Source organism: Serratia sp. TSA_7, from assembly GCF_052692135.1.
The window spans coordinates 1,641,339-1,666,429 of the sequence record NZ_JBQZFU010000001.1; the positions used below are offsets into that span (position 1 = coordinate 1,641,339).

The following is a 25,091-nucleotide window of genomic DNA, read 5'->3' on the forward strand; positions in this document are numbered from 1 at the left end:
CTCATGCCGCTTTCGCGTGCTTCTCGTAGAGGAACTTCAGCACCTGGCGACGGTAATGGTGATAATCCGGGTCGTCCGCCAGCGCGACCCGTGAACGCGGACGCGGCAGCTTCACCTCGAGAATTTCACCGACGGTGGCCGCCGGGCCGTTGGTCATCATCATCACCCGGTCGGACAGCAGCACCGCTTCATCGACGTCATGGGTGATCAGCACGATGGTGGTGTTCAGCCGTTGCTGGATTTCCATCACCGCATCCTGCAGATGGGCGCGGGTCAGCGCATCCAGCGCGCCAAAGGGCTCGTCCATCAGCAACACCTTGGGCTTCATCGCCAGTGCGCGGGCGATGCCGACGCGCTGTTTCATGCCGCCGGAGATTTCATGCGGCCGCTTGTGCAACGCGTGGCTCATATGCACCAGCTCCAGGTTGTGCTCGATCCACTCGCGCATTTCGCCGCGCGTCATTTCGCGCCGGAATACCTGATGCACCGCCAAGGCCACGTTTTCGTAGGTGGTCAGCCACGGCAACAGCGAATGGTTCTGGAACACCACGCCGCGTTCTGGTCCCGGCCCGGTGATTTGCCGGTTATCGCACAACAGCACGCCGTCGCTGGGCAGAGTCAGCCCGGCGATCAAATTCAGCAGCGTCGACTTGCCGCAGCCGGAATGGCCGATCAGGCTGACGGTTTCCCCTGCCTGGATATCGAAACTCACCCGATCCAACGCAATAAACTCCCCCTGTGGGGTGGCAAAGCGCTGGCTGACGTTCTGGACCTGAATAATCGGTTTCATGGCGCACTCCTTAACGGTTCTGATAGCTAAAACGTTTTGCCAGTAACATCAGCCCCTGCTCGAGCAGCAGCCCCACCACGCCGACCACGATGATGGCGATGATGATGTTTTCGACGTTGAGGTTGTTCCATTCATTCCAAATCCAAAAACCGATGCCGACGCCGCCGGTCAGCATTTCCGCCGCCACGATCACCAGCCAGGCGATGCCGATGGACAGACGCACGCCGGTCAGCACATACGGCAGCACGGCCGGGAACAGGATTTTGCGCATCACCGTCCATTCAGACAGCTTCAGCACCCGCGCCACGTTGAGGTAGTCCTGCGGAATGCGCGCGACGCCTTCTGCGGTGTTGAGGATCATCGGCCAGATGGAGCAGATGAAAATGGTCCAGGTTGATGCCGGCTCCGCACGCTGGAACAGCAGCAGGCCAATCGGCAGCCAGGCCAGCGGGCTGACCGGGCGCAACAGCGAAATAATCGGGTTGAGCATGTTCGCCAGAAAGGCAAAGCGTCCCAGCAGGAACCCGGCCGGAATACCGACCAACGCCGCCAGCCCAAAACCTGTGGCTACGCGCTGCAACGAGGCCAGCACGTTCCAGCCGATCCCCTGATCGTTCGGCCCGGCGGAATAAAACGGATCGGCAAACAGCGTCAGCGCCGCTTGCCAGGTCGCCACCGGTGTCGGGAAACCCTTGCTGTTGAGCGCGGCGATCTGCCAGACAACCAGGATCAACACCAGCCCCAACGCCGCGGGCACCGCACGGCGAAAAGCGTTCTGTAAAGGCAAACTCCAGCGCGCTTTGGGTTGCGGCTTCGGGGGGGCCGGGATTTTCAACGGCACGACTTCCGCACGGGTCGGCGTGGGTATATCAATACGTTCAGCGAGATTTTTCATCGGTTACCTCAGCGCTTTAAAGAGAAACTGTTGGCGTATTCCGCCGGATTGCTGCCGTCCCAACGTTTACCGTCAAACAGCGTGCTGGCGCGCATGTCGCTGCCGGGAAGATTCACCCCGCCCACCGCGCTTGCCGCCTGTTTGTAGATCTCGATGCGGTTGATTTTTTGCGCGACGGCCAGGTAGTCCGGCTCGGCGTTCAACAGGCCCCAGCGGCGATGCTGGGTCAGGAACCACATGCCGTCAGACAGATACGGGTAGTTCACCTCGCCATCGTGGAAAAAGCGCATCGCATGAGCGTCCTGCCAGGATTTGCCCAGACCGTTTTGGTATTGACCCAGCATGCGGCCGGTGATCACTTCCGGTTTGGTATTGATGTAGGCGCGGCCTGCCACCACCTGGGCGGTCTCCTCGCGGTTGGCGTCGGAGCTGTCTATCCAGCGTGCGGCGTCCAGCACGGCGGCGGTCAGCGCACGGGCGCCGTTCGGGTTGGCCGCCACCCAGTTCCCCGTGGTGCCCAGCACTTTTTCCGGGTGATCGGGCCAGATTTCCTGGGTGGTGACGGCGGTAAAACCGATGTTTTCGGCGATGGCGCGCTGGTTCCACGGCTCCCCGACGCAGAAACCGCTCATGTTGCCGATCTTCATGTTCATCACCATCTGTGGCGGCGGCACTACCACGTTGCGCACGTCGTCAAACGGATGAATGCCGGCGTTCGCCAGCCAGTAATAGAGCCACATGGCGTGAGTGCCGGTCGGGAAGGTTTGGGCGAAGGTGTAAGTGCCCTTGGCGCTGGCGTCGACGTGTTTTTTCAGCGCGCCCGCATCGGTGACGCCGGCCTGCTTCAACTGGTTGGAAAGCGTGATCGCCTGACCGTTGTTGTTGAGCGTCATCAGCACCGCCATGTCGTGCTGCGGCCCGGCTACACCCAATTGCAGGCCATAAACCATGCCGTACAGCACGTGCGCCGCATCCAGTTCGCCGGACAGCAACTTGTCGCGCACCGCCGCCCAACTGGCTTCTTTGCTGGGAATGATTTTGATGCCGTATTTCTCGTCAAACTTTTTCACCGCCGCCATCACCACCGAGGCGCAGTCGGTGAGCGGAATAAAGCCCACGCGGATCTCTTTTTTCTCCGGTGCGTCAGAGCCTGCCGCCCAGGCCGTATTCATCAGGCCAGGCAGCAACATGCTGCCGCCCAGCGCCGCGCTGCCGGCCAAAAAGCGGCGGCGCGTCAACTCAAGCCCAGGGTGTTTGGTGTGCGTCATCAGCAAGTCCTTCAATCAGGCGATAAAAATAAAAAAGGCGTCCCATCAGCACATTCCACCATTGGGGTGAACATGCTGAAAGGACGCCTTTATCCAAATTCTTGTTGGCAATCCGGCCGCCATTGGCCGGGTTACGTTTTAGTTAATGCAGCTTGCGTGCCAAATCTGTCGATAATCCCAGCCAGCCCCTGCCAGACAGGCACGCTGCACTCCGCACCCGCATAATTCGGGCCGAATATATTCGTCCCCTACTGCCGATGGGGGGTACACAGGACATCGTTTGCACAACGGCAAGGCATTAACTGCACTGACTGTGTGCATATACTCCTTAAGGAGTATCTCCGGTGGCCGGTAAAATATCCGCCACCGCCAGCATGGCATTGGCGATATCAATCAGCCGCTTGTTTTGGTTCATGGCCATCCTGAGCAACAAGCGGTGGGCGTCCTCCTCGGTCAACCCGCGATGCCGGATCAGCAACCCTTTGGCGCGTTCGATTTGCTTGCGCTCATGCAGCGTCGCCCGCGCCGTCGCCAACTCTTCTGACAGCACCTGCAACCGCTGCGACTGCTGCTGAATCAACTCCATCATGGAACGGCCCAGACGCGGATTGATGCCGTCCCCCATCAGCGGCGACGCCTCCCCCAGCGGGGTGGCCACAAACACCGCGTAGCTTTCTCTCGCCTGTTGCGGCACGTAATCGACATAATCCAGCGCCAGCGAGCGCTGGGCCTCGGCCAGGCTGTGGCGGCAACTGGCCATCAGCGCCTCTTCCAGCCGATCCTCTATCTGTTTCATCAGGTCGATGCGCGCACTGGTGATCTCGAACCAGCGCAGGCTGGTGTCGGCACGATCGCTCAGCTGCAATTGGGTACAGGCAATGCGACGCAGGCGTTCAAACTCGCGGTCATCCTGCTGCTGTATGCGCCGCCACTGGGCCAGCGACTGTTCGTCGGCGAACTCGCTGAAGGTTTGAAAACAGCGCTCCTGACCTTCGATCAGCATCAGTAACTGCTGATGGGAGGCGTGACTGAAATGCATGGCGGCAAAACCGGCCGAACCTATTGCCCGCTCTTGCCCGGCCAGTTCCTTGCCTTGCATAAAGCTGAACATGGCGATCAACGCACGCGTCATGGCGGGTTCAACGCAGGCATCCGCCGCCTCGAATACCAGCGCCAGCAGGCTGTGAATGATGTTATTGAAGGTATCCATGGCCGCAGGCTGCGAGACCTGCTGCTGCTGTACTTGCCGGCGCAGCGCGGGCAAAGCGGTGAGGTTGTGCAACGCACAGGCAATGCGGCTGAACAGGCGGCTGGCGCTGGCCAGCGGTGCCGTGGCGGCATCCAGCTGCGCCAGTTGCCGCTGCACCGCCAGTTCGGCCTGCTCCACGTCCTGCGTTCTGCCGGGCAGCCGTTCGCCGAACAGCGCCCCCTGCGAACACAGATAAATATTGACGGTGCCGCGCTCCCGCTGAAGCACGTGGATCAATTGGCTCACCCGGCCAACCAACTGGCCCATTTGCAGCAGCTGTTGCAGCACGGTGATTTCGCAGCGTTTGGACGCCAGCAGAAAATCGCCGGCGCTGGGCGGGAAAGCGCTATTACGGCTCATGACAGGATCCCCGTTACGGTAAATAGGCAGATCCTGCAAAAGCCGTGCCGTAGCCTTACTTACTCACGCGATCCAGATAAAGCATGCTGTTGGCGATATTCAGCGTGGCGCCCTTGATGTTGTCGCGCAGCGCCACCAGCGTTTGCCCTTGCAACGCGACGACGTACGGCGAGCTGGCCTGCACTTCATGCTGCAAGGCTGCGTAGCGCGCGGCGCGTTTTACCCCATCGCTTTCTGCCGCCGCCGCGCGGGTTTCCGCACTCAGCGCCGGTATCGTCCATTGGGTGCGCCAGGCCAGGGTTTTCGGGCCGTTCGGCACGTTGTAAGCAAAGGTGCTGGCGTTGGTGTTCGGGTCCAGATAATCGGCGCCCCAATAGGTGAAGATCGCCTGGAAATCGCGACCGCGCATCTTGCCCCACAGATCGCTTTCTACCACCGGGTGAATATCGAGTTGCAAACCGGCCTTGGCGAAGCTGGCCTGCAGCGCCTGGGCGATATCGGTATACGGCGGTTGGTTAATGACGATCAAATCGATGCGCGTGCCTTCAGCGATACCGGCGTCATGCAAAATCTGCCTGGCCTTTGCCACGTCAAGTTTGAACGGCTGGTCCGAGACGGCGCCGTCCAGCCCGACCGGCAGAAAAGCCTGATGAACGCGGTATTGCCCTTTCAGCAGATCTTTCGCGATGGATTGGTAATCGACCAGCCAGCGCGCCGCCTGCCACAGCGCCGGATTGCTCAGCGCCGGCTGCTGTTTGTCGCCGGTATTGAAACCGAGGTAATACACCTTTGCCGAATCATGCTGCTCAATACGCACGCCCTTTTCATTGCGCAACGAGTTGAACTGATCGGCCCCCAAATCATAGGCCACGTCGGCGTCGCTTTTCAGCAGCAGCAGGCGGCGGGTGCCGGCGTCGCTGACGTTCTTCAGCAACACCGTTTTCAACTGCGCTTTGGGTTGGGCGTAATCGTTACGGCTGAACAACAGCGCCTCGTGCGGCACATAGTTGCTGACCCGGTAAGGGCCGGCACCGGCGGAGTTCGAACGCAGCCAGGCATTGCCGAAATCCCCCGCCTGGCTGTGTTCGCTCAGCAGCTTCTCATCGACAATCGACGCCACCGGTGCGGTCAGCAACCGCAACGCCAGTTCGCTGCCGATATTCGCCGGCCAGCTCAGTTGCAACTGGTTGTCGTTGAGTTTTTTCAACTGGCTTTCGACGTTGTCCGGCGTCCAGCCGAATTCGCCGAGAATAAACGACGGCGCCTTGTTCAGTTTCACCGCACGCACCAGCGAGAAGATCACGTCTTCCGGCCGTACCGGATTGCCGGAGGCAAAGCGTTGGTTGTCATGCAGGGTAAAAATCAGGCTGTGACCGTCCGCGCCCGCCTGCCAGCCGCTGGCCAGTTCCGGTGCCAGCTTTTCCGGCGTTTCACGATCGGGTGCCAGCAGGCGCTGGTACAGATTGACCAGGTTGGCCGAGCTGACGGTTTCAAAACTCTCGGCCGGATCGAGGCTGATGATCCCTTCGAGCGAACTGACCACGACCAGCGTATCTTGCGGAGTGGCGGCCTGCGCGCCGAGGCTTGCAGCCAGGGCGCTGAACACTAAGGTTGGGATGAGACGTTTCATTGCTGCACTCTCCATCAATCACGCGGATGCGTTATTTTTCGAGTGTAGGGGGATGAACTTATAAGAAGAACAACTAAAAATTGCTTTATTTATTACATAGATGAATATACCCGCCGGAGCCACGGCGGGTATTGCTTCAATTCACCAGCCGGCCGTGCGCCATCGCCACCGAGCGATCGCACATATGGTCGATGACGTCGGCGTCGTGGCTGACCAGGATCATGGTCAGATCCCCCGCCTGCTTCAGATCGTTGAGCAGGTTGAGGATTTCCGCCTGTACCGACATGTCCAGCGCCGACGTCGGCTCGTCCAACAGCAGCAGTTTCGGTTTTAGCAGCAGCGCCCGCACTATCGCCACCCGCTGGCGCTGGCCGCCGGAAAGCTGGTGCGGATAGCGATCCAGCAAGCGAGGGTCTAACCCCACCTGCCGAAAACCGGCGCTGATTTTCTGCTCGATATCGCGCTCTTTCAGCAACTTCAACGGCTCCGCCAGCGTGCGCAACAGCCGGTGCTTGGGGTGCAACGACGCATAAGGGTCCTGAAACACCATCTGCACCTCACGCCGCAGCGTGCCGGTGAACGGCCGGCCGGGCTTCAGCTCCTGGCCCAGCAGCCGGAAACCGCCGCTCCAGTTCTCGTTCAACCCGGCCAGCACCCACAGCAACGAGGATTTACCGCAGCCTGAGGGGCCGACCAGCCCGAAACATTCACCTTGTTCGATATGCAGATTGACGTCATGCACCACCCTGCGCAATTCATGGCCCTGACGGTGACTGACGTTGATATTTTCCAAAGTAATCAGGCTCATTTCAGCGCCTCCAGCAGCGCGCGATCCAATACCGGCAGGGGTTTGCCGTGAGTTTCCCGGCTCGGCCGGCACGACCATAGCGTGCGGGTGTAAGGATGCGTCGCCGCGGCCAACTGGTCGGCCGGCAGTTGATCCAGCAGTTCGCCCTTGTACATCACCAGTACCCGTTCGCAGTAGTGCGCCACCTGCTGCAAATCGTGACTAATCAGAATCAGCCCCATATTGCGCTGCTCCACCAGATTTTCGATCAGTTGCAGCACCTGATCGCGCATCTGGTGATCCAGTGCGGAAGTCGGTTCATCGGCAATCAGCAACTGCGGATCGTTAATCAGCGCAATCGCCAGCATCACCCGCTGCCCCATGCCGCCGGAAAGCTGATGCGGGTAGCGCTGACGCAACGCCGTCGGGTCAGGCAAGCCTACCGCCGCCAGCATGTCCAGCACCTTTTCCCGTCGTTCGGCCCGGCCCAGGCGAGTGTGCAGCAACAGCGGCTCCTCCACCTGCTTGCCAATCGGCTGAGTGGGGTTCAGCGCATGCTTGGGATCCTGCATCACCATCGCCACTTTTGTGCCACGCAGCCGGTTCCACTGACGCTCGTTCAGTTGCGTAAGTTCATCCCCGCCTAACGTCAGGCGCTGCGCCCGAACTTGCAGCGGCGGGGGCAATAGCCCCATCAGCGCCCGGGCGGTCAAGGATTTGCCGGAACCGGATTCGCCGACCAGCGCCAGCCGCTCCTGCCCCATGCTGAAAGAAATCTCTTTTACCAGCGCAACCGGCTGTGGCGCCGGCAGCAGCACCGACAGCCGGTCGGCGATTAATAAGCGGTTATCAATGCCCATGACGAGGATCCATTTTATCGCGCAGGCCATCGCCCAGCAGGTTAAAAGCCAGGCTGGCGAACAGGATCGCCCCGCCCGGCACGGCGGCTACCCACCACTGATCGAAAATCACTTTACTGCCCTCGGCCACCATGGACCCCCATTCGGCGGTCGGCGGCGCAACGCCCATGCCGAGAAAACCCAAACCGGCGGCGGACAGGATAATCCCGCCCAGGCTCAGCGCGGCGCGAACGACCGCGCTCGGCAGACACAGCGGCAAAATATGGCCGGCCATCAGCCGCAGGCCGCCAATGCCCTGCATGCGTGCCGCCGCCAGATAGTCACTGCGACGCAACGCCAGGGTTTCCGCCCGCGCCTGACGCGCGAAAGAAGGCCAACTGGTCAACGCCAGCGCCAGCGCGCCGTTCATCAACCCAGGGCCAAGCACCGCGACAAACGCCAGCGCAATCACCAGGCTGGGCAGCGACAGAAAAATATCGGTCACGCGCATCAAAATACGCTCCGCCCAACCGCCGAGATAACCGGCGCTGATGCCCACCAGCAGGCCAATAGGAATGGTCAGCAACAGGATCAGGGACACCAGAATCAGCGTCGGGCGGGCACCGTAAATCACCCGCGACAACAAGTCGCGGCCAAAACCGTCAGTGCCCAGCCAATGGCCGGAGGAAGGCGGCAGCAGGCGCAACTCAATGTGTTGCAGATTGGGGTCGAAGGGTGCCAGCCACGGGGCCAACAGCGCGGTCAGGATCAAGATCGCCACCAGCGTCGCGCCAATCGTCAACGTCGTCAGGCGACGGCGGGCGCGGTAGCCGGTCGCCGGTGCGCCCTGGGGCTCATGTTCGGAAAGGTATTGGCTCATCGGGTTCGCGGGTCCACTAAATAAGTCAGTGCGTCGGCCAGTGCGTTAAGCACCACGAAACAGGTGCCGATCAGCAGCGTAGCGCCAAGAATGGCCGGTGTATCGGCGGCAAACAGCGCGGTGGTCAGGTAACGCCCGACGCCCGGCCAGGCGAACACCGTTTCGGTCAGTACCGCGCCTTCGAGCAGGCTGGCGTAGGAAAGCGACAAAACGGTGATCAGCGTGCCGAGCACGTTGGGAAACACGTGGCGCAACAGAATGCGCACGCGGCTGGCGCCTTTGGAACGCGCCAGAGTGACGTACTCTTTGTTGCACTCTTCCAGCATCGCCGCGCGCAGCAGCCGGGTGATGCCCGCCATCGACAACAGCGCCACCACCACCACCGGCAGCCACAGGTGGCTGATGGCGTTGTAAAACATCTCACGATCGCCGGACAGCCAGCTATCAATCAGCACAAATCCGCTGCGCGGCTCCATGCTGTAAAGGTAGATATCATCCAGCCGTCCCGGCCCCGCCGACCAATGCAGCGTGGCGTAAAACAGCAGCAGGCCCAGCAGGCTGAGCCAGAAGATCGGTACCGAATAGCCTATCAACGACAGCAGCCGCGCCGCGTTATCCAGCCAACTGCCCGGTTTGAGCACCGCCAGAAACGCCAGCGTAATGCCGCCGAGGGCGCCGAGGATAATGGCGCAAGTGGCCAGTTCTACCGTGGCCGGGAAGGTGCGCAACAGATCGCTCAGCACCGGCTGCGAGGTGATGCGGGATATTCCCATGTCGCCGTGCGCCAGATGCACCAGATAGCGCCAGAACTGCACCGGCAGCGGCTGATCCAGCCCCAAATCGTGGCGCACCTGGGCGTAAGTGGCTTCGCTGGCGTGATCGCCGGCAATTTGCAACGTGGGGTCGATCGGCGCCAGGTGAGAGAGCATAAAGGTGAACAGCAACAGGCCAAGCAGCGTCAGCGCCAGGGACAGCACGCCGGTCAACAGCCTGCGGCCCCAGCGCCAGCTGTGCCGGGCGAACCCGGCAGAGGAAGAACGGGTTGTCATTACTTGCTGACCTTGCTGTAGAACACCATGTCGGGGTTGATGCCTTGCACGTAGCCTTTCAGATTGTCACGCACGGCGATCAGGCTGCGCGCCTGCAAGCCGATAACAAATGGCGAGCTTTGCTGAACGGATTTCTGCAACTGTTGGTAATCCGCCACCCGTTTGGCGGTGTCATTCTCCGCCGTGGCCGCCAGCGTCAGCTTATTCAGCGCGGGAATTTGCCAGTTGGCGCGCCAGGCCAGGGTTTTGCTGCCGTCTTCCGGGTTATAAGCGAAGGCGGCGGCGTTGGTGTTCGGGTCAAAATAATCCGGCCCCCACGAGGTCAGGACCGCGTCATAGTTCAGGGTTTTGACCTTGGTGGACACCTGAGCGCTAAGCCCCGGTACCAGATCCACTTTCACGCCACCCTGGGCGAAACTGGCCTGCAGCGCCTGGGCGATATCCAGGTACGGCGGCTGGTTGTTGACGTCCAGCTTAAAGCTGACGTTTTTCAGGCCGGCTTTCGCCAGGATTTCTTTGGCTTTTTGCGGATTAAAACTGTACGGCCGGTCCTTCAACGCCCCCAGATACCCTTCCGGCAGGAAAGCCTGATGGTTCTGGAACTGGCCTTTCAGCAGATCGTTGGCAATGCCGTTATAGTCGAACAGCCAGCGCGCCGCTTCCCAGAACGCCGGATTGCTCAGTGCCAGTGACGCCTTGGCGTTGAACTGCAGGAAGTAGAGTGACGCGTAAGGGATGGCCAGCGGTTTTACGCCCGGCTTGTCTTTCAGCGCCGCCATCTGATCTGCGCCCAGGTTGCGCGCAATATCGGCGTCGCCCTGCTCCAGCAGCAAGCGGCGCGCAGCAGGATCCGGCACGTTCTTGATCAAGACGGTTTTCAGCGTTGGCGCGCCTTCCGGTGAGGTCGGATTGGCATCCAGCACCACCACTTCATGCGGCACATAGGTACGGATTTTATACGGGCCGCTGCCGGCGGAATGGCTGTTCAGCCACTGATGCCCCAAATCATCGCCCTGCTGGTGCGCCAGCGCTTCTTTGGCATCGACAATCGACGATACCGGCGCCGACAGCAGGCTGAGCACGAACGCCGGGCTGACGTTTTCGCTCCAGCTTATTTTCACCTTGTGGTCGTCCACCTTGCTCAGGTGTTGGTCGACGTTTTTAGCGTTCCAACCCAGTTGGGTGAGGATAAACGACGGTTCCAGGTTCAGCTTCACCACCCTTGATAGCGAGAAGATCACGTCCTCCGGGCGCAACGGGTTGCCGCTGGAGAATTTGGCGTCCGGCCGCAGGCTGAAGGTCAGGCTGCGGTTATCGCTGCCCGCCTGCCATTCGCTGGCCAGCGTAGGCTTGAGGTCGATAGGGTTCTGCGGATCCGACTGGATCAAACGCTGATACAGGCTGTTGAACGATTGCACCGTGGTTAATTCAAAGCCCTGGGCAGGGTCAAAGCTGACAACGTCATCAATGGACTGGGCAATCACCAACGTATTCGCCGGGGTCGCCGCCTGCGTGTTGAAACTGGCCGCTACGGCCAAAAATAGCAAAGAAGGAACGAACGCTTTCATCAGAAACTCTCCAACCGGATGGAATTTATAGTAATTTCGCGAGTGTAAGTGAGTGCATTCGGCAGGCGAAGGTACTTAAATAACTATAGATATTCTTTTTATATCTATAGATGAGGTTTTGATTATTAAGCAGGCTAAGCTCTGCGACGTTGCCCGCAATGGCATGCGCAAATTTTGTCGCTAATGACTTCTCTTGCGTGAGGATACGCCTTATGCAAAAACAACGTTTTGCGTTGCCCTTTGCCTGCGATTAGCGTGCGGCCAGTCAAGGCCGGGGATGATCAGATGATCAAATGGGAAAAGGTAAACGCCGCCTGGCCAGAAAGTTATTGAAAAAGCGGCTTTAGGGTCCTCTATTATCGCCGGGCAATCTGCCCGGCTTTTTATGTTCATCGCCGGGTCAAATCTGGTAATCGATCACCGCATCCAACTGTGAGGAGAATACCTTGTCCTTGATTTCGGTCAGCGACAGCGTCGGGTTGCACAACTGGATAAACCGCCAGGCATAGTTACGTTGTAACTGGCTGCGTTTCAACCCCAGCCACACGGTATTGGGTTCGAACAGATGCTCGGCATTGAGGCTGACCAGGCCGTGGTCGCGCTCTTTCTCGTACGACATATCCGCCAATACGCCGACCCCCAGCCCCAACTCGACATAGGTTTTAATCACGTCGGAATCCTGCGCGCTCAGAGCGATATCCGGCGTCAGGCCGGCGGCCTTGAAGGCGGCATCCAGCCGTGAACGGCCGGTAATGCCCTGCCGGTAGGTGATCAACGGCAACGTGCTGAGCATCTCCAGCGTCACCTGCGGCTGGCGGGTCAGTTCATGCCCTTCCGGCACCAGTATGGTGTGATGCCAGCGGTAGTAGGGAAATGCCGCCAGCGATTCGTCGCTCATCAAGCGTTCGCTGGCAATACCGATATCGGCTTCGCCGGAAGCCAGCATGGCGACAATTTCCTCCGGGCTGCCCTGGTTCAGCACCACTCTCACCCGCGGATACAACGCGCGAAACTCTTTAATCACCCCCGGCAGGCTGTAACGTGCCTGAGTATGAGTCGTAGCGATATGCAGTTGGCCGGAGTCGTTGCTGCTGAATACGTCTGCCAGGCGGCGGATATTATTGGCATCATTCAGGATACGTTCAGCCACCACCAGCAATTCTTTACCCGGTTCGGTCATGCCCAATAAACGCTTCCCGCGGCGGATAAATATCTCAATGCCTAGTTCTTCTTCCAACTCACGAATATGACGGCTAACCCCAGATTGCGAGGTAAATAACGTGTTGGCGACCTCGGTCAGGTTGTAGTTGCAACGCGCCGATTCACGAATAATTTTTAGTTGTTGAAAGTTCATCCCTTCCCCCTGTCGAGCAATAGTGTTAACGACAGTGATACTGAGTCTGGCGGGAGGGAACAAATAAGAAATAACCTTTACTTATGCATTTTAATGCTAAGTGTATTTTTCACGGCCGTGAATTAACTGTTTCTTCGAGATAAAATAACGAAAACCTTTAAAATTAACGACATATAAAACCACTTAATTATTATGGATTAAATATTCCGGCGAAATAAAGTTATTAAATATAGGCATTGGTTATATATAAAAAGGCCCTGCATGCAGAGCCCGTTTGGAAAGGATGTTTCGGCTGAAAGAATCAGGCGGTCGCTTCACCGCCAATAGGGCCGGACGTGTTCTGCTGCAACCACTGCTGCACATAGTTGACCAAATCGCCGATGCAGTCGTCCTTCATGCCGTGGTTTTTCAGCTCGTTATCCAGTGCAAAGAGGTATTGGGCATTGGTGCCCAACGGCCCGCTGGCGCTGGCTATCAGAGGCGCTATCACCTGATGGCTGGTGTCTTCTTCAAACAGCGGGTGTTGCGGATTCATCACGAATACCAGCGCGGTGACCACTTCGCCATCGGCAAGCTGGAGATCGCACCAGGTCGGCAGGTAACAGCCGGTCACCATTTCGCGTTTCCACAGCAGTTCCAGCTCTTCGCGCAGCTTCTCTTCCGGCAAGCGGAACGCCAGCCCGGTAGTATGGCCGCCCTCTTTCAGCGCCAGCATGCGCCCCGGCTGATGCAAGGTGCCGCGCCCGGCGGTTAACCGCAGGCAAAACGCACGGTGCCACCCCTGCAGCGTGGCCGGACGCACCTCTTCGGATTCAAATACCGGGTTCCACATCAGCGAGCCATAACCGAATACCCACACCGGGCTGTTATCCGGACGACGGGATAAAGTACAATTCAGCGAGGCCGCACGCTGCTCTGATGTCAGTAACAGCGACTCCTCAATTGTGCCGAATGCTGTTTTGCAATCTGCCTTTTGCAGAAAATCTCGCGTTAACACCTTAACAACCTCCTGGGAATAGGCGACTCATACTCCCTGCCACTGCGATCTCTGGAATTTTTATTTATTGGATGCGGAATTTTATTAATTCAATAGTCACTCCACGATAATAATGACCTTATTCTTTTCTCGATCCGCAATCAAGTTTCAAAACGTAGATAAAGTGAAAAAGTATTTGTACGCGAGAGCAATAATATTAATTGCATGCTTAGCTATGCAGATATTGTGATTTTCCCGGCACCCGCAGCCGGGTTTTAAGGTTACTTTTTGTGCCAACGGTCGTCGTCGCCTTTGCGGTAGGTCTGCTTCACCGCCGACCAGGCGACTTTATGCGCCGTTTCTTCACGGCTGTCATCGCCGCGACGGTCATCAGGGTCCCGATATTGATCCCAGGCGCTATTAAACGCTTCTTTATAGATCTCTTGTGCATGATCCGGCAGCACATTTTTCACATTGTCAGGTAAGGCGCTTTTGCTGTTATAGGGCATCATTTCTCTCCCGTAACGACGTATTAATCTCTAAGCCTGGTCAATACCGCCTGCCGCCTCAACCAGCAAACGATTCTCATTATCAAATGACATGATATACTCGGCGCCAAACGAACATAAGGAGATCACCGTGAATACCGATGCCCCCCGCTCACGCGCGCCTTACCTGATTGAAGTCGCCGCTGTCCGTGACATTACGCCGCACCTGCGTCGCATCACCTTTAGCGCGCCAGACCTGCGCTATTACCCGGCGCAAGCCGCTGCCGCGCACATCAAGGTTTTCCTGCCGCTCGCAGGCCAACGGCAACCGGACCTCCCAACCTTGACCGCTAACGGCCCGGTTTGGGCAGCGGACGCGGTACGCCCGATTATTCGCACCTATTCGGTGCGCGCCGTGCGCCCGGAACTGGCCGAAATCGACATCGAATTCGCCATCCACGACCATAGCGGCCCGGCGGTAAACTTTGCGCGCCAGGCTAAAGTGGGCGATAAAATTGGCATCAGCAACCCTGGCGGCCCCAAACCGATGCTGCCGCCGGCCGATTTCTACTGCCTGGCCGGCGATCCTTCATCGTTACCCGCGCTGGCGGCGTTATTGGAACAGCTGCCGGCGAGCAGTGAAGGCCATGCTTTTATCCGCGTGGATACTGCCGCCGACGTTATCAGCCTGAAAAAACCTGCCGGCGTCGAGCTGAATTGGATTATCGGCGGCACCGAAAAAACGCCGGAGCTGATAACCCAATTTTGCGCATTGCCCCTGCCGCAGGCCGCCACCCAGTTCTGGCTGGCGGGTGAAGATCGCCTGGTGGTCGAACTGCGCCGCTACCTGCGCCGCGATCGCCAATGTGATCGTAATCAGCTTTATGCCGTGCCTTACTGGCGTGAGGGGTTAAATGAAGAGGGTTATCATAATAAACGGCATGAAATCATGGATAACATTGACGACTAATGGGAATTTTTCCCTTTATTAACCATACAATGCGTGTATAAATGCAATTTATGCGCCATTGATGCGAAAAGTTAATCCCACTACGTAAAAGTAAGTAAATAAAACCGCATCTGATGCGGTTTTTTTGTTAACCTTGTCACACAAAGCAAGCAATTGCTTTTTCGAGTAACACAACATCACATCATTACCCGACACAAGACACTGGGTGTATCCTATTATTATTAAATATAAATATGCCCAATGGATTTCAAACTGCGGCCAACAATGCGGCAGCGTGAAAGGCGGCGGGTAAACATTCTGGATACGCGAGTTGCCGTACTGCGGCAGTCAGCGATGACTGGTCCACGCTGTTTGAGAAGGAGTACCATCAAAATGAAGTCGCAACACGATCCTGGCCGATCCAAATCCCGCCACACCGAGTATTCGCTGATTTTCCCGATCGCCGCCCTGGTAGTCCTGAATCTGTGGGGCAGCACCAGCAACTTTCCCTTGATCGTCGGCATTAACATCATCGCCCTGATAGGTATTCTCAGCAGCGCCTTTAGCGTGGTGCGCCATGCGGACGTGCTGGCTCATCGTTTGGGGGAACCCTACGGCTCGCTGATCCTCAGCCTGTCGGTGGTTATTCTGGAAGTGAGCCTGATTTCAGCGCTGATGGCGACCGGCGACGCGGCCCCAGCGCTGATGCGCGATACGCTTTATTCCATCATCATGATCGTCACCGCCGGGCTGGTAGGCGTTGCGCTGCTGCTCGGCGGGCGCAAATTCGCTACCCAGTACGTTAACCTCGGCGGCATCAAACAGTATTTGATGGCGATTTTCCCGCTGGCAATCATCGTTCTGGTGTTCCCGAGTGCGCTGCCGGGGGGTAACTTCAGCACCGGTCAGGCACTGTTGGTCGCGGTGATTTCTGCCGCCATGTATGGCGTGTTCCTGGTGATCCAGACCAAAACCCACCAGAGCCTGTTCGTGTACGAGCATGAAGATGACGACGGCGACCCGCACCACGGCAAGCCTTCCTCGCACAGCAGTGCCTGGCATGCGGGCTGGCTGGTCGTGCATCTGATTGCGGTGATCGCGGTAACCAAATTCAACGCCAACCCGCTGGAAGGTTTGCTGACCAAAGTGAATGCCCCGGCGCAGTTTACCGGCTTCCTGGTGGCGCTGCTGATCCTGTCGCCGGAAGGGCTGGGCGCCCTGCGCGCCGTGTTGAACAATCAGGTTCAGCGCGCCATGAACCTGTTCTTCGGCTCGGTATTGGCGACCATTTCCCTGACGGTGCCGGCGGTAACCATCATCGCCACCCTCACCGGCCAGACGCTGATCTTCGGCCTGCAGACGCCGCATATCGTGGTGATGTTGACGGTATTACTGCTGTGCCAGCTGTCGTTCTCCACCGGGCGCACTAACGTGCTGAACGGTACCGCGCACCTGGCGCTGTTTGCCGCCTACATGATGACCATCTTTTCCTGAATGACCGAGGGGCGCACTCTGCGCCCCTCTTCTTATACCGCCTTGTACCGCCAGGATTTATACCGCGAAGAAAATGCCCGCCGCGATCCCGCCAAACAGAATCCATTTAATGATGTAATAACCGGTGCGGTTCCACGCCTTTAGCCGTTTCCCCACTTTGCGCACCGCATAAATATACTTGAACAGCTTGTTAACGCCACCGGTGCGATCGCCCTCTTCGTTTGGCGCAGTGGCCGCGCTCATCAGATTACGCCCCAGCCAGTGGTTGACGCTCTGCGCCCAGCGATAACGCATCGGCCGTTCGATATCGCAAAACAGAATCAACCGGTTTTGCCCGCTCTGGTTTTCGGCGTAATGCAGATAGGTTTCATCAAACATCACCCCTTCTCCGTCACGCCAGCTGTAACGTTCGCCGTCGACTTCAATAAAACAGCGATCGTCATTGGGCGTAATCAGCCCCAGATGGTAACGCAGCGAACCGGCGTAAGGGTCACGGTGGCGCGGCAGGCGGCTGCCGTCCGGCAGTTCGGCAAACATCGCCGCCTTGACCGAAGGCAGGCTGCGCAGCAGCGCGGTGGTCTGTGGGCACAGGCTCATCGCCGACGGATGGTTGTCTTCATACCATTTCAAATAAAAACGCTTCCAACCGGTTTTGAAAAACGAGTTGAAGCCGGCATCGTTGAATTGATCCGAAGCTTTAATTTGCTGGATCGCCATCAACTGCTGCCCTTCGTCGCGAATGGTTTGCCAATTATCCCGCAGCACCGCCAGTTCGGGAAATTGCTCCGGTTGCAGATAAGGCGTTATCGGCGCGCGCGAGAACAAGTACATAAAAACGTTCAGTGGCGCGGTGAAAGTGGAATGATCGGAAAGCTGCCGCCAGAAGGTATAACGCACCCGGCCGCGATAATGGATATAGACCACACATAAAATAAATAAAATTAAAATAATATATTTCATGACTGAACCGCTGTGAGAAGCCCAACACCTGTGCGCCAAACCGGCGCACAACGCAACTACTTCCGTTTGCCAGGTAAAGGCTGGCGCCAATTTGGAACACCATTAATCATTAACGCTAATGCAACGAAAATCCATACAAAAACCTACAATAATTTACATAACGGGTTGGCGGACGGGGATTCGCGGCAGAAAAGAAAAAGGCCGCCGAAGCGGCCTCGTCATAGCAGGCAGGTTAACTGTAGGCGTTGAGCGTACGCTGGCACAGGGCGGAGCGGACGCAGTCTTGTTTATCAAAGCGGATGATGCCGATCATTTCATCCTCTTCGAAGCGCTCCATCGCATCGCTGAGGCCGGACTTCACGCCGCGCGGTAAATCGCACTGGGTTACGTCACCATTGACGATTACCGTTACGTTCTCACCCAAACGGGTCAGGAACATCTTCATCTGGCTGGCGGTGACGTTCTGGGCTTCATCCAGGATAACGACCGCATTTTCGAAGGTACGCCCGCGCATGTAGGCGAAAGGCGCGATCTCTACCTTGCCGATTTCCGGGCGCAGGCAGTATTGCATAAAGGACGATCCCAAGCGGCGCACCAGAATGTCATACACCGGGCGGAAATAAGGGGCGAACTTCTCAGAAATATCCCCGGGCAAGAAACCGAGGTCTTCATCCGCCTGTAAAACCGGACGCGTAACAATAATCCGATCCACTTCTTTATGTATAAGGGCTTCTGCCGCCTTCGCGGCGCTGATGAATGTTTTGCCGCAGCCGGCTTCACCGGTGGCAAATATCAACTGCTTTTTATCTATGGCGATTAAGTAATGACCCTGAGCTTCGGTTCTAGCCTCGATGGGAGAGCTATCGCGCTTGTCTCGCGCCATGCCGATAGACTCAACTCCACCCATTTGTACCAGCGAGGTTACGGACTCTTCTTCCAGCTGGCGATGACTACGAGCGTCACGACGAATAACGCGTTTCGCTTCACGACGTGCTTTGATCACTGCTTTTTGTCTCATAGTGGCACCTTACAGTTTGTTTCACCTACCGCAGCGGCCTGGCCGCGCGATTATGTTTCACACACGGATTAGGTTTTGGCTTCCTTCAGAGCCAATAAAAGCCAATAGACGAAGTGAATACGCGGGCGTTGTAGCGCACCGTTTTTTCACGGGAGAACGCGGTTGCGTAATTAATTGTGGAGTAAAAAGCGACAAGAATTTGTCATGCCGAGAATGCGGAGTTGCCGGGAAAAGAGAGTCGGAGAGAGAACCCTCGTTACAACGAGAAATCAGAGAAGGTGTATTGTTTTTTCTTTCCAGCCCAACCAAGGACTTTACCATTAGCGATCCCCGCAGTGTTATTTACAGCTTCCGCTGTGCACCTTGTGAAAACTACCGCCAGATGATTACAGTATAATGACATTCAAACCCATCGCGTTACTAAAATGTAAAAAATTTTAATCTTTTTTGTTTTCAGACAGCGCCAGAACACTATATCACGCTGTTTACGCCATTCCAGATAAATTTTATCACCCAGCCAGATCAAATAGTTATGATTAAAAGTGCCGGATGACATTTTGGTTTCCTGATTAAATTTTGCACAAACAAAAACGCGGTTTTATCCGCAATGTCAGCGGCACGCCTTCCCCCTGGTGCCGTACTTCATTAATAAAAAAGGCGGGAAATCTCCCGCCCTGAAGTACCAGGTATACGCGTCCAAGGTGGGCCGAAAGTGCTTTTACTCGAAGGAGTAAGAGACGCTCACGCCGCCGCCCCAGTTCCTGCCCGGCGCCGGTTCGTAATAACGGCCGTTGCCTTCATTGACGATGACCGAGCCAACATATTGGCGGTCAAACAGGTTGTCCACTCGGCCGAAAACGTTAAGCATCCAGTTCCCTACCGGATAGCGGTAGCCGGTATTCAACCCCACGGTGGTATAGGACGGTGCCTGTTCGGTGTTTTCATCATTCACCTCGATGTCGCTCATGTAGCGCACCTCCGCGCCGGCATACCAGCCTTCCGGCGGGGCCCAGGCGAAGGAAGCAAACCCCATATTGCGTGCAATGCCCGGCATGCGGTTGCCGCTTGGCACTTTATTGGCCGCCGTACACTGGCTGTCGCCGCACACGTCATCCCGGTAGCGCGCATCCAGCAGCGTCCAGGCCAATTGCAACCGCCAATCGTAGGCAAACTGCTGGTCCAGCGCCAACTCCAGCCCGCGCCGACGGGTTTGTCCGGCGTTTTTGTAGCTGGTGCGCCCGTTGCTGCTCTCATCGACGACAATTTCATTCTTGGTGTCGGTCTGGAAAACGGCGGCGGTCAACAGACCGTTGCCGATACGTGTTTTGCTGCCAAACTCCACCGTATCGCTGGTTGCCGGTTTCAGGCCGAAATTGAGCCCGCTTTGGTCGCCGGGGCGATAGGACAACTCGTTGATGGTCGGGGTTTCGAAACCGCGACCGGCGGAAAGATACAGGTTCCAGCCGCGGCTGACGGCATAATTGAGTGAGCCGGCCGGCAACCACTGATGGTAGCTGGCGCTGCCGCTGTCATCGCCATTGCTGCCGGTGACGTAGTGATCGTTGGAATCAAAATTGACGGTGCTGTAACGCGCACCGGCATCCAACGTCAGTTGCGGGGTCAATTTCCATGAAGTTTGCAGATAAGGGTCCACATTCCACATCAGGTTGCGTTCGTTGCGGCGCAGCGCGCCCTGGGTGCCCAGCTCGGTCACGCCGTTGGACTGGGTAAAGTTTTCATACCCTTTGCGCTGTTCGGTCATGGTTTCATAGTCCAGACCGCCGGTCAGAGTGTAAGGCACCGCCACCAGTTCGCCACGGTGGGTCCAGCGCGTATCAATTCCCTGATAATGACGCGTCAGGTCAATCACCCCGCCCGGATGCTGCGCGCTGCGCTGCTGTACCGCGACCGGGATCGACTGGTACTGAGTGGTTTCGCGTTCGCCGGCGTACATCATCACGCTCAGGTCATCATTGACGCCCATCTGGCGTTCATAGTGCAATCCGGCCTGGGTCTGCGAGGTGGTTTTGCGCGTATTGTATTGATCGGCTCGCGGTGCCTGCCGTGGGTTGTCGTGCCATTCGGCAGACGTCAGGCCGCCGGGATCGTTGGCGTTGATATCCACGCTGTTGAACAGCAGCGTAAGCGTGCTGACATCGTCGATACGCACGCCCAGCTTGGCGTTGCCGAGGTTCTTTTGCGCACCGCTGTGGTCGCGGAATCCTTGAGTGGTAAACCGCGTGCCGGAAATGGTGTAGTTAACGTCGCCGGCATGGCTGCCATCCCCGGTTGCCCCGGAGGCTTTGATGCCATTGCGCCAGGTGCCGTAGCTGCCAAAATAGCTGCCCGCCTCAATGCGGTTGGGCTGTTGGCCGGTTTCGGTTTCCACATTCACCATGCCGCCGGAGGCGTTGCCGTAAAGCGCGGAAAACGGCCCGCGCAGCACTTCCACCTTGTCGACCGAGTTCAGGTCGATATTCGAGGTTTGCCCCTGCCCATCCGGCATGGTGGCCGGAATGCCGTCCACATAAATCCGCACGCCGCGCACGCCATACATAGAGCGTGCGCCAAAACCCCGCACCGATAACTGCAAATCTTGCGCATAGTTCTGGCGGTTTTGAATTTGCAGGCCAGGCACGCTGCCCAGGCTTTCAGACAGGTTGATCTGAGGCTTGGCGTCACGGATTTGATCGCCATTCACCACGCTGACGGCGGCAGGCGTCGAGAGTTCGGAAAGGCCGCTGCGTTTGGCGGTCACCACCATGGTCTGTTCCCCCTCGCTGTCTTGCGCATAGCACAATGAAAGGGGCAGTAAGGCGGGAATGACGATAGCGGACGCCAGCGTGTTTTTACGGGTGTTTTTCATCAAGAGAATGCCGTTAAAGGGATCGGAAAATCTGAACCGTCTGGAACAAAATGGCTGGCATGTTAATACTTTTAACAAACAAATGAAAACAGTTAGCCATAATTAAAAACCCGGATTCCCGGTTGCGCAAGGCCACGGAATATTTAAATAAGATCGGTTCGGTGCGGAGGGACGATGAAAAAAGGCGGGATGAACCCGCCAGATTGAATATGGCTACGCTTTCAGCAAACCGCTGCCAAGGTAATCATTGCCGTCTTTCACCCCCGGCAGCGCAAAGAAGTACCCGCCGCCAATCGGCTTCACGTACTCTTCCAACGCCTCGCCGTTCAGGCGTTTTTGCACCGTCAGGAAGCCTTTCTCCAGATCGGCCTGATAACAGACGAACAGCAGCCCCATTTCCAGTTGGCCGGAATTGGACACGCCGATCGAATAGCTGTAACCGCGGCGCAGTAACAGATTGCTCTGGGTTTGCGGGGTGCGCGGGTTCGCCAGGCGGATATGCGCATCCATCGGAATGGTTTTACCCTCGGGATCTTTAGCGTAGTCCGGCTCGTCGTGCTCATGCTTCATGCCGAGCGGCGCGCCGCTGTGCTTTTCACGGCCGAAGATGGTCTGCTGCTCCTGCAACGGCGTGCGGTCCCAGAACTCGACGTGGAAACGGATAATCCTCAGCGCCTGATAGCTGCCGCCTACCGCCCAGGCAGGTTCCCCGGCATTGTCCGCCACCCATACAACCTGATCCATCAACGGCTTGTCGCCGGTTTTCGGGTTGGCGGTGCCGTCTTTAAAGCCCAGCAGGTTGATCGGCGTTTCTTTGCCTTTGCTGCGCGCGGCGTGGGCGGAAATAAAGCCTTCCCGCTTCCAGCGAACGCTGAGCAAGTCCGGCGAATGCTTGATGATATCGCGCAGCGCGTGGATAACCGTTTCATTGGTGTTGGCGCAAATTTGCAACACCAGATCGCCATGACACAGGCTGGCGTCCAGCGAGTCATTGGGAAAGCGCGTCATCTTTTGCAGCCGCAGCGGTTTTTGCCCCTGCAGACCAAAACGTTCGTCAAACAGCGAAGTCCCCACCGACACGGTGATGGTCAGGTTGTCCGGATAGATCTCCGGCCCCATGATGCCCGAGTCGAGCGGCGGCAGCTTGGGATCAACCTCCGGCGCCTTGCCGCCGCTGGTCAGAAACGCAATGCGGGCAGTCAGCAACCGGAACAAGCGTTCCAGATCCTGCTTGTTGCTTGCCAGCACGTCAAAGGCCACCAGCATCATCGCGGCCTGCTGCGCGGTGAGGATCCCGCCCTGATGCGCGCCATAGAACGGCTGTTTCTGCCAGCGCTCGTCCTGCGGCGTCGCCAGCGGTTCGGCGCCCTTCTCTGCGGCCTGCGTCAAACGGCTGCCGCCCAGCGCCAGAACACCCAGCCCCAGCCCCTGCAGCAAACGACGGCGCGACGGTGACGCCGCGCCTGTTGATTGCGGATGCGGCCCGTTGCCCGGGCCGATCTTGTTACTCATAGTGCTTGCCTCAATCCAGACCCAGTACGCCACGCAGTTGTGACAGGTCTTCCGCCAGGGTAGTGATCGGCCCTTTCATTGAGTTACGATCGGCGTCGGTCAGCTTCTCGTAAGACTCATAGCCGTCTTTGGTTTTGTATTTTGCCAAAATGCCATCAACGGTTTTGAAGTTGGCGTCAATCTTGTCAAGCAAGGGTTTGTTGGCCTTAACCAGCAGCGGACGCAGCAGGTTAACGATTTTTTGCGCACCGTCGACGTTGGCCTGGAAATCCCACAGGTCGGTACGGCTGTAACGGTCTTCTTCACCGCTGATCTTGCTCGCCGCCACTTCCTCGATCAGGCCGGCCGCGCCACCCACCACCTTGCTTGGCGGGAAGGTCAAATCGCTCACGCGCTTTTGCAGTTCAAGGGTATCGTTGTACAGGCGATCGGCGTATTTGCTCATGTCTTTGGTGGTGTTGTCGGCAAACAGCGCTTTCTCCAGACGGTGGAAACCGGTGAAGTTAGGATCTTCGGCTTTCTTCTCGTAGTCGTCTTCGCGGGCGTCAATGCTGCCGTCCAGATCGGAGAACAGTTCGGCGATAGGCTCGATACGCTCGTAGTGCTGGCGGGTCGGCGCATACAGTTTGCGCGCTTGCGCGACATTGCCGGCTTTTATCGCGTCGGTGAACAGCTTGGTCTGCTTGACCAGCCCTTCCACTTCTTTAGTGACGTAAACCTTGTACTCGGCAATCGGCCCAACCAGATCCAGCGCGTTAGGTTTGCCGTCGGTAGCCGCACCCGCCGTAACGATCAGTTTGCCTTTCGGGTTGCTGAGCAGCCCGCAGGTCATATCGTATTCGCCCGCTTCCAGATTGGCGGTCATCTTCTGGGTGAAACCCGGCGCAATGTTTTCGCGCTCTTCCACCACCATCACCCCTTTCAGGATTTCCCATTCGACGTTTTTCTGGCTGGTGTTGTGCACCACAAACTGGGTTTTCCCGGCCGGCACGGTCAGTTGCATCGGCTCGCACTGCTTGTCGTTAACGGTAATCTTCACCTGCGGCACGTCCGCCGCCAGGGCATCGATGCTCAGCGCGAACGCCGGGATAGCCAGTAATGCTGCGTGCAACGCCTTGCGGCGGAATAACGGAGTAGACATACAAGATTCCCTATTAAAATTAATGATTGATTTTACGTTGCGCCGAAACCGCTGCCGGCTCCACACGCTGCGGCAGGAAAAAGAAAATCAGCGCCGGGATCAGATACAGGAAATAGACCGCCACTTCGCTCACCGTCGGCGCTTCCTGGTAACCGAAGATGCCTTCAAGCAGGGTGCCAAACAGCGAATGGGTGGACAGATGGTTGCTGAGATCAAACGCGATATCCTGGAAATGGTTCCACAGCCCGGCTTCGTGGAAAGCGCGGATCGCCCCGGCGGCCAGGCCGGCGGCAACAAACAGGATAAACAGGCTGGTCCATTTGAAGAATTTGGCCAGGTGCAGCTTCACGCCGCCCCAATAGAGAGCCATGCCGAGCACGATGGCGGCGACCAGGCCGAGCACCGCGCCAATCGGCGCTTCGATGCCGACGTCCTGCTGGAAGGCCGCCAGCAGGAAAAATACCGACTCCAGCCCTTCGCGGGCCACGGCGAAGAATACCATCGCCACCAGCGCCCAGCCCTGGCCTTTGCCGGAATTGAGCGCGCTGTCGATGGCACCTTCCAGATGCACCTTGACCGATTTGGAGACCTTACGCATCCAAAACACCATATAGGTGAGGATCAACACCGCAATCACCGCGACGATGCCTTCGAACAGTTCCTGCTGTTTCTGCGGGAATTCGCCGGTGGTTTCATTAATGAAAATGCCGAGCGCCAGGCACAGGGCAGCGGCGACAATCACCCCTATCCACACCACGCCTAGCCATTGACCGCGCTGGGTGCGTTTCAGGTAGCTGGCGATCAGGCTGACGATCAGCGCAGCCTCCAGCCCCTCACGGAACATGATAAGGAAGGGAACAAACATAAGTAATAACCCCTAAAAAGGCTTCTGCCGCGAAGCGTCCGCGCGCCAGGAATGGCCGCAGCGCTAATGTAAAGAAAAGTAAAACACAACGATAGTGATTATCATTCTGCCAAGAAGAAATACAAGGGGAGCAAGGGTGATTTTTTCTAATCA

21 protein-coding genes are annotated in these 25,091 nt (G+C 57.5%); 2 read left to right on the forward strand and 19 right to left on the reverse strand.

What is annotated here, in order from left to right; genetic code table 11:
• Position 1: 1 nt before the first annotated feature.
• From ACUTQW_RS07805 to chaB, 13 genes are all read right to left on the reverse strand, one after another.
• Positions 2–790 (reverse strand): ABC transporter ATP-binding protein, encoded by a 789-nt coding sequence (locus ACUTQW_RS07805; RefSeq protein ID WP_006326063.1) that lies wholly within the window; start codon positions 788–790, stop codon positions 2–4.
• 10 nt (positions 791–800) lie between these two features.
• The gene (gene ntrB, locus ACUTQW_RS07810; RefSeq protein WP_445654833.1) at positions 801–1,685 is read right to left on the reverse strand and encodes a nitrate ABC transporter permease; all 885 of its coding nucleotides are present in this window, start codon (positions 1,683–1,685) and stop codon (positions 801–803) included.
• Positions 1,686–1,693: 8 nt separating this feature from the next.
• A complete protein-coding gene (locus ACUTQW_RS07815; protein WP_004945856.1) occupies positions 1,694–2,953 on the reverse strand; it encodes a CmpA/NrtA family ABC transporter substrate-binding protein in 1,260 nt (419 codons plus the stop codon).
• A 328-nt stretch (positions 2,954–3,281) separates the two neighbouring features.
• Complete coding sequence (locus ACUTQW_RS07820; protein ID WP_004945858.1) at positions 3,282–4,562, reverse strand: nitrate regulatory protein; 1,281 nt, start codon at positions 4,560–4,562, stop codon at positions 3,282–3,284.
• A gap of 55 nt (positions 4,563–4,617) precedes the next feature.
• Positions 4,618–6,192 carry an ABC transporter substrate-binding protein gene (locus tag ACUTQW_RS07825; protein WP_198640678.1) on the reverse strand — a complete coding sequence of 525 codons (1,575 nt, stop codon included), beginning with the start codon at positions 6,190–6,192 and terminating at the stop codon, positions 4,618–4,620.
• Between the two features lie 136 nt (positions 6,193–6,328).
• The gene (locus ACUTQW_RS07830) at positions 6,329–7,000 is read right to left on the reverse strand and encodes an ABC transporter ATP-binding protein (RefSeq protein WP_041417600.1); all 672 of its coding nucleotides are present in this window, start codon (positions 6,998–7,000) and stop codon (positions 6,329–6,331) included.
• Positions 6,997–7,839: an ABC transporter ATP-binding protein gene (locus ACUTQW_RS07835; protein WP_006326077.1), complete on the reverse strand. Its 843-nt coding sequence runs from the start codon at positions 7,837–7,839 to the stop codon at positions 6,997–6,999. The genes ACUTQW_RS07830 and ACUTQW_RS07835 overlap by 4 nt, the downstream gene beginning before the upstream one ends.
• Positions 7,829–8,698, reverse strand: a complete 870-nt coding sequence (locus ACUTQW_RS07840) for an ABC transporter permease (RefSeq protein WP_004945872.1) — start codon at positions 8,696–8,698, stop codon at positions 7,829–7,831. Before ACUTQW_RS07840 ends, ACUTQW_RS07835 begins: the two co-directional genes overlap by 11 nt.
• Entirely contained in the window at positions 8,695–9,747 is a 1,053-nt protein-coding gene (locus ACUTQW_RS07845) for an ABC transporter permease (RefSeq protein ID WP_261149490.1), read from the reverse strand. The genes ACUTQW_RS07840 and ACUTQW_RS07845 overlap by 4 nt, the downstream gene beginning before the upstream one ends.
• The gene (locus ACUTQW_RS07850) at positions 9,747–11,315 is read right to left on the reverse strand and encodes an ABC transporter substrate-binding protein (protein ID WP_006326081.1); all 1,569 of its coding nucleotides are present in this window, start codon (positions 11,313–11,315) and stop codon (positions 9,747–9,749) included. Before ACUTQW_RS07850 ends, ACUTQW_RS07845 begins: the two co-directional genes overlap by 1 nt.
• A gap of 400 nt (positions 11,316–11,715) precedes the next feature.
• On the reverse strand, positions 11,716–12,669 hold the full coding sequence (gene cbl / locus ACUTQW_RS07855) for an HTH-type transcriptional regulator Cbl (RefSeq protein WP_004945885.1): 954 nt from the start codon (positions 12,667–12,669) through the stop codon (positions 11,716–11,718).
• 301 nt (positions 12,670–12,970) lie between these two features.
• Entirely contained in the window at positions 12,971–13,666 is a 696-nt protein-coding gene (locus ACUTQW_RS07860; protein WP_006321352.1) for a gamma-glutamylcyclotransferase, read from the reverse strand.
• Between the two features lie 260 nt (positions 13,667–13,926).
• Positions 13,927–14,154 carry a putative cation transport regulator ChaB gene (gene chaB / locus ACUTQW_RS07865; protein ID WP_037431184.1) on the reverse strand — a complete coding sequence of 76 codons (228 nt, stop codon included), beginning with the start codon at positions 14,152–14,154 and terminating at the stop codon, positions 13,927–13,929.
• 130 nt (positions 14,155–14,284) lie between these two features.
• Between chaB and ACUTQW_RS07870 the strand changes: the two genes are divergently transcribed.
• On the forward strand, positions 14,285–15,103 hold the full coding sequence (locus ACUTQW_RS07870; protein WP_006326083.1) for a siderophore-interacting protein: 819 nt from the start codon (positions 14,285–14,287) through the stop codon (positions 15,101–15,103).
• Between the two features lie 372 nt (positions 15,104–15,475).
• A complete protein-coding gene (gene chaA, locus ACUTQW_RS07875) occupies positions 15,476–16,576 on the forward strand; it encodes a sodium-potassium/proton antiporter ChaA (RefSeq protein ID WP_004945895.1) in 1,101 nt (366 codons plus the stop codon).
• Positions 16,577–16,633: 57 nt separating this feature from the next.
• Here the strand turns inward: chaA and lpxO are convergent, their stop codons facing one another.
• From lpxO to efeU, 6 genes are all read right to left on the reverse strand, one after another.
• On the reverse strand, positions 16,634–17,536 hold the full coding sequence (gene lpxO / locus ACUTQW_RS07880) for a lipid A hydroxylase LpxO (protein WP_004945898.1): 903 nt from the start codon (positions 17,534–17,536) through the stop codon (positions 16,634–16,636).
• 232 nt (positions 17,537–17,768) lie between these two features.
• Positions 17,769–18,554, reverse strand: coding sequence for a phosphate starvation-inducible protein PhoH (gene phoH, locus ACUTQW_RS07885; RefSeq protein WP_004945903.1), 786 nt, complete (start codon positions 18,552–18,554; stop codon positions 17,769–17,771).
• A 718-nt stretch (positions 18,555–19,272) separates the two neighbouring features.
• The gene (gene pqqU, locus ACUTQW_RS07890) at positions 19,273–21,420 is read right to left on the reverse strand and encodes a TonB-dependent receptor PqqU (protein ID WP_006326087.1); all 2,148 of its coding nucleotides are present in this window, start codon (positions 21,418–21,420) and stop codon (positions 19,273–19,275) included.
• 213 nt (positions 21,421–21,633) lie between these two features.
• Entirely contained in the window at positions 21,634–22,932 is a 1,299-nt protein-coding gene (efeB, locus tag ACUTQW_RS07895) for an iron uptake transporter deferrochelatase/peroxidase subunit (RefSeq protein ID WP_006326089.1), read from the reverse strand.
• Between the two features lie 10 nt (positions 22,933–22,942).
• Positions 22,943–24,073: an iron uptake system protein EfeO gene (gene efeO, locus ACUTQW_RS07900; RefSeq protein ID WP_020439236.1), complete on the reverse strand. Its 1,131-nt coding sequence runs from the start codon at positions 24,071–24,073 to the stop codon at positions 22,943–22,945.
• 19 nt (positions 24,074–24,092) lie between these two features.
• Entirely contained in the window at positions 24,093–24,938 is an 846-nt protein-coding gene (gene efeU, locus ACUTQW_RS07905; RefSeq protein WP_004945916.1) for an iron uptake transporter permease EfeU, read from the reverse strand.
• Positions 24,939–25,091: the final 153 nt, after the last annotated feature.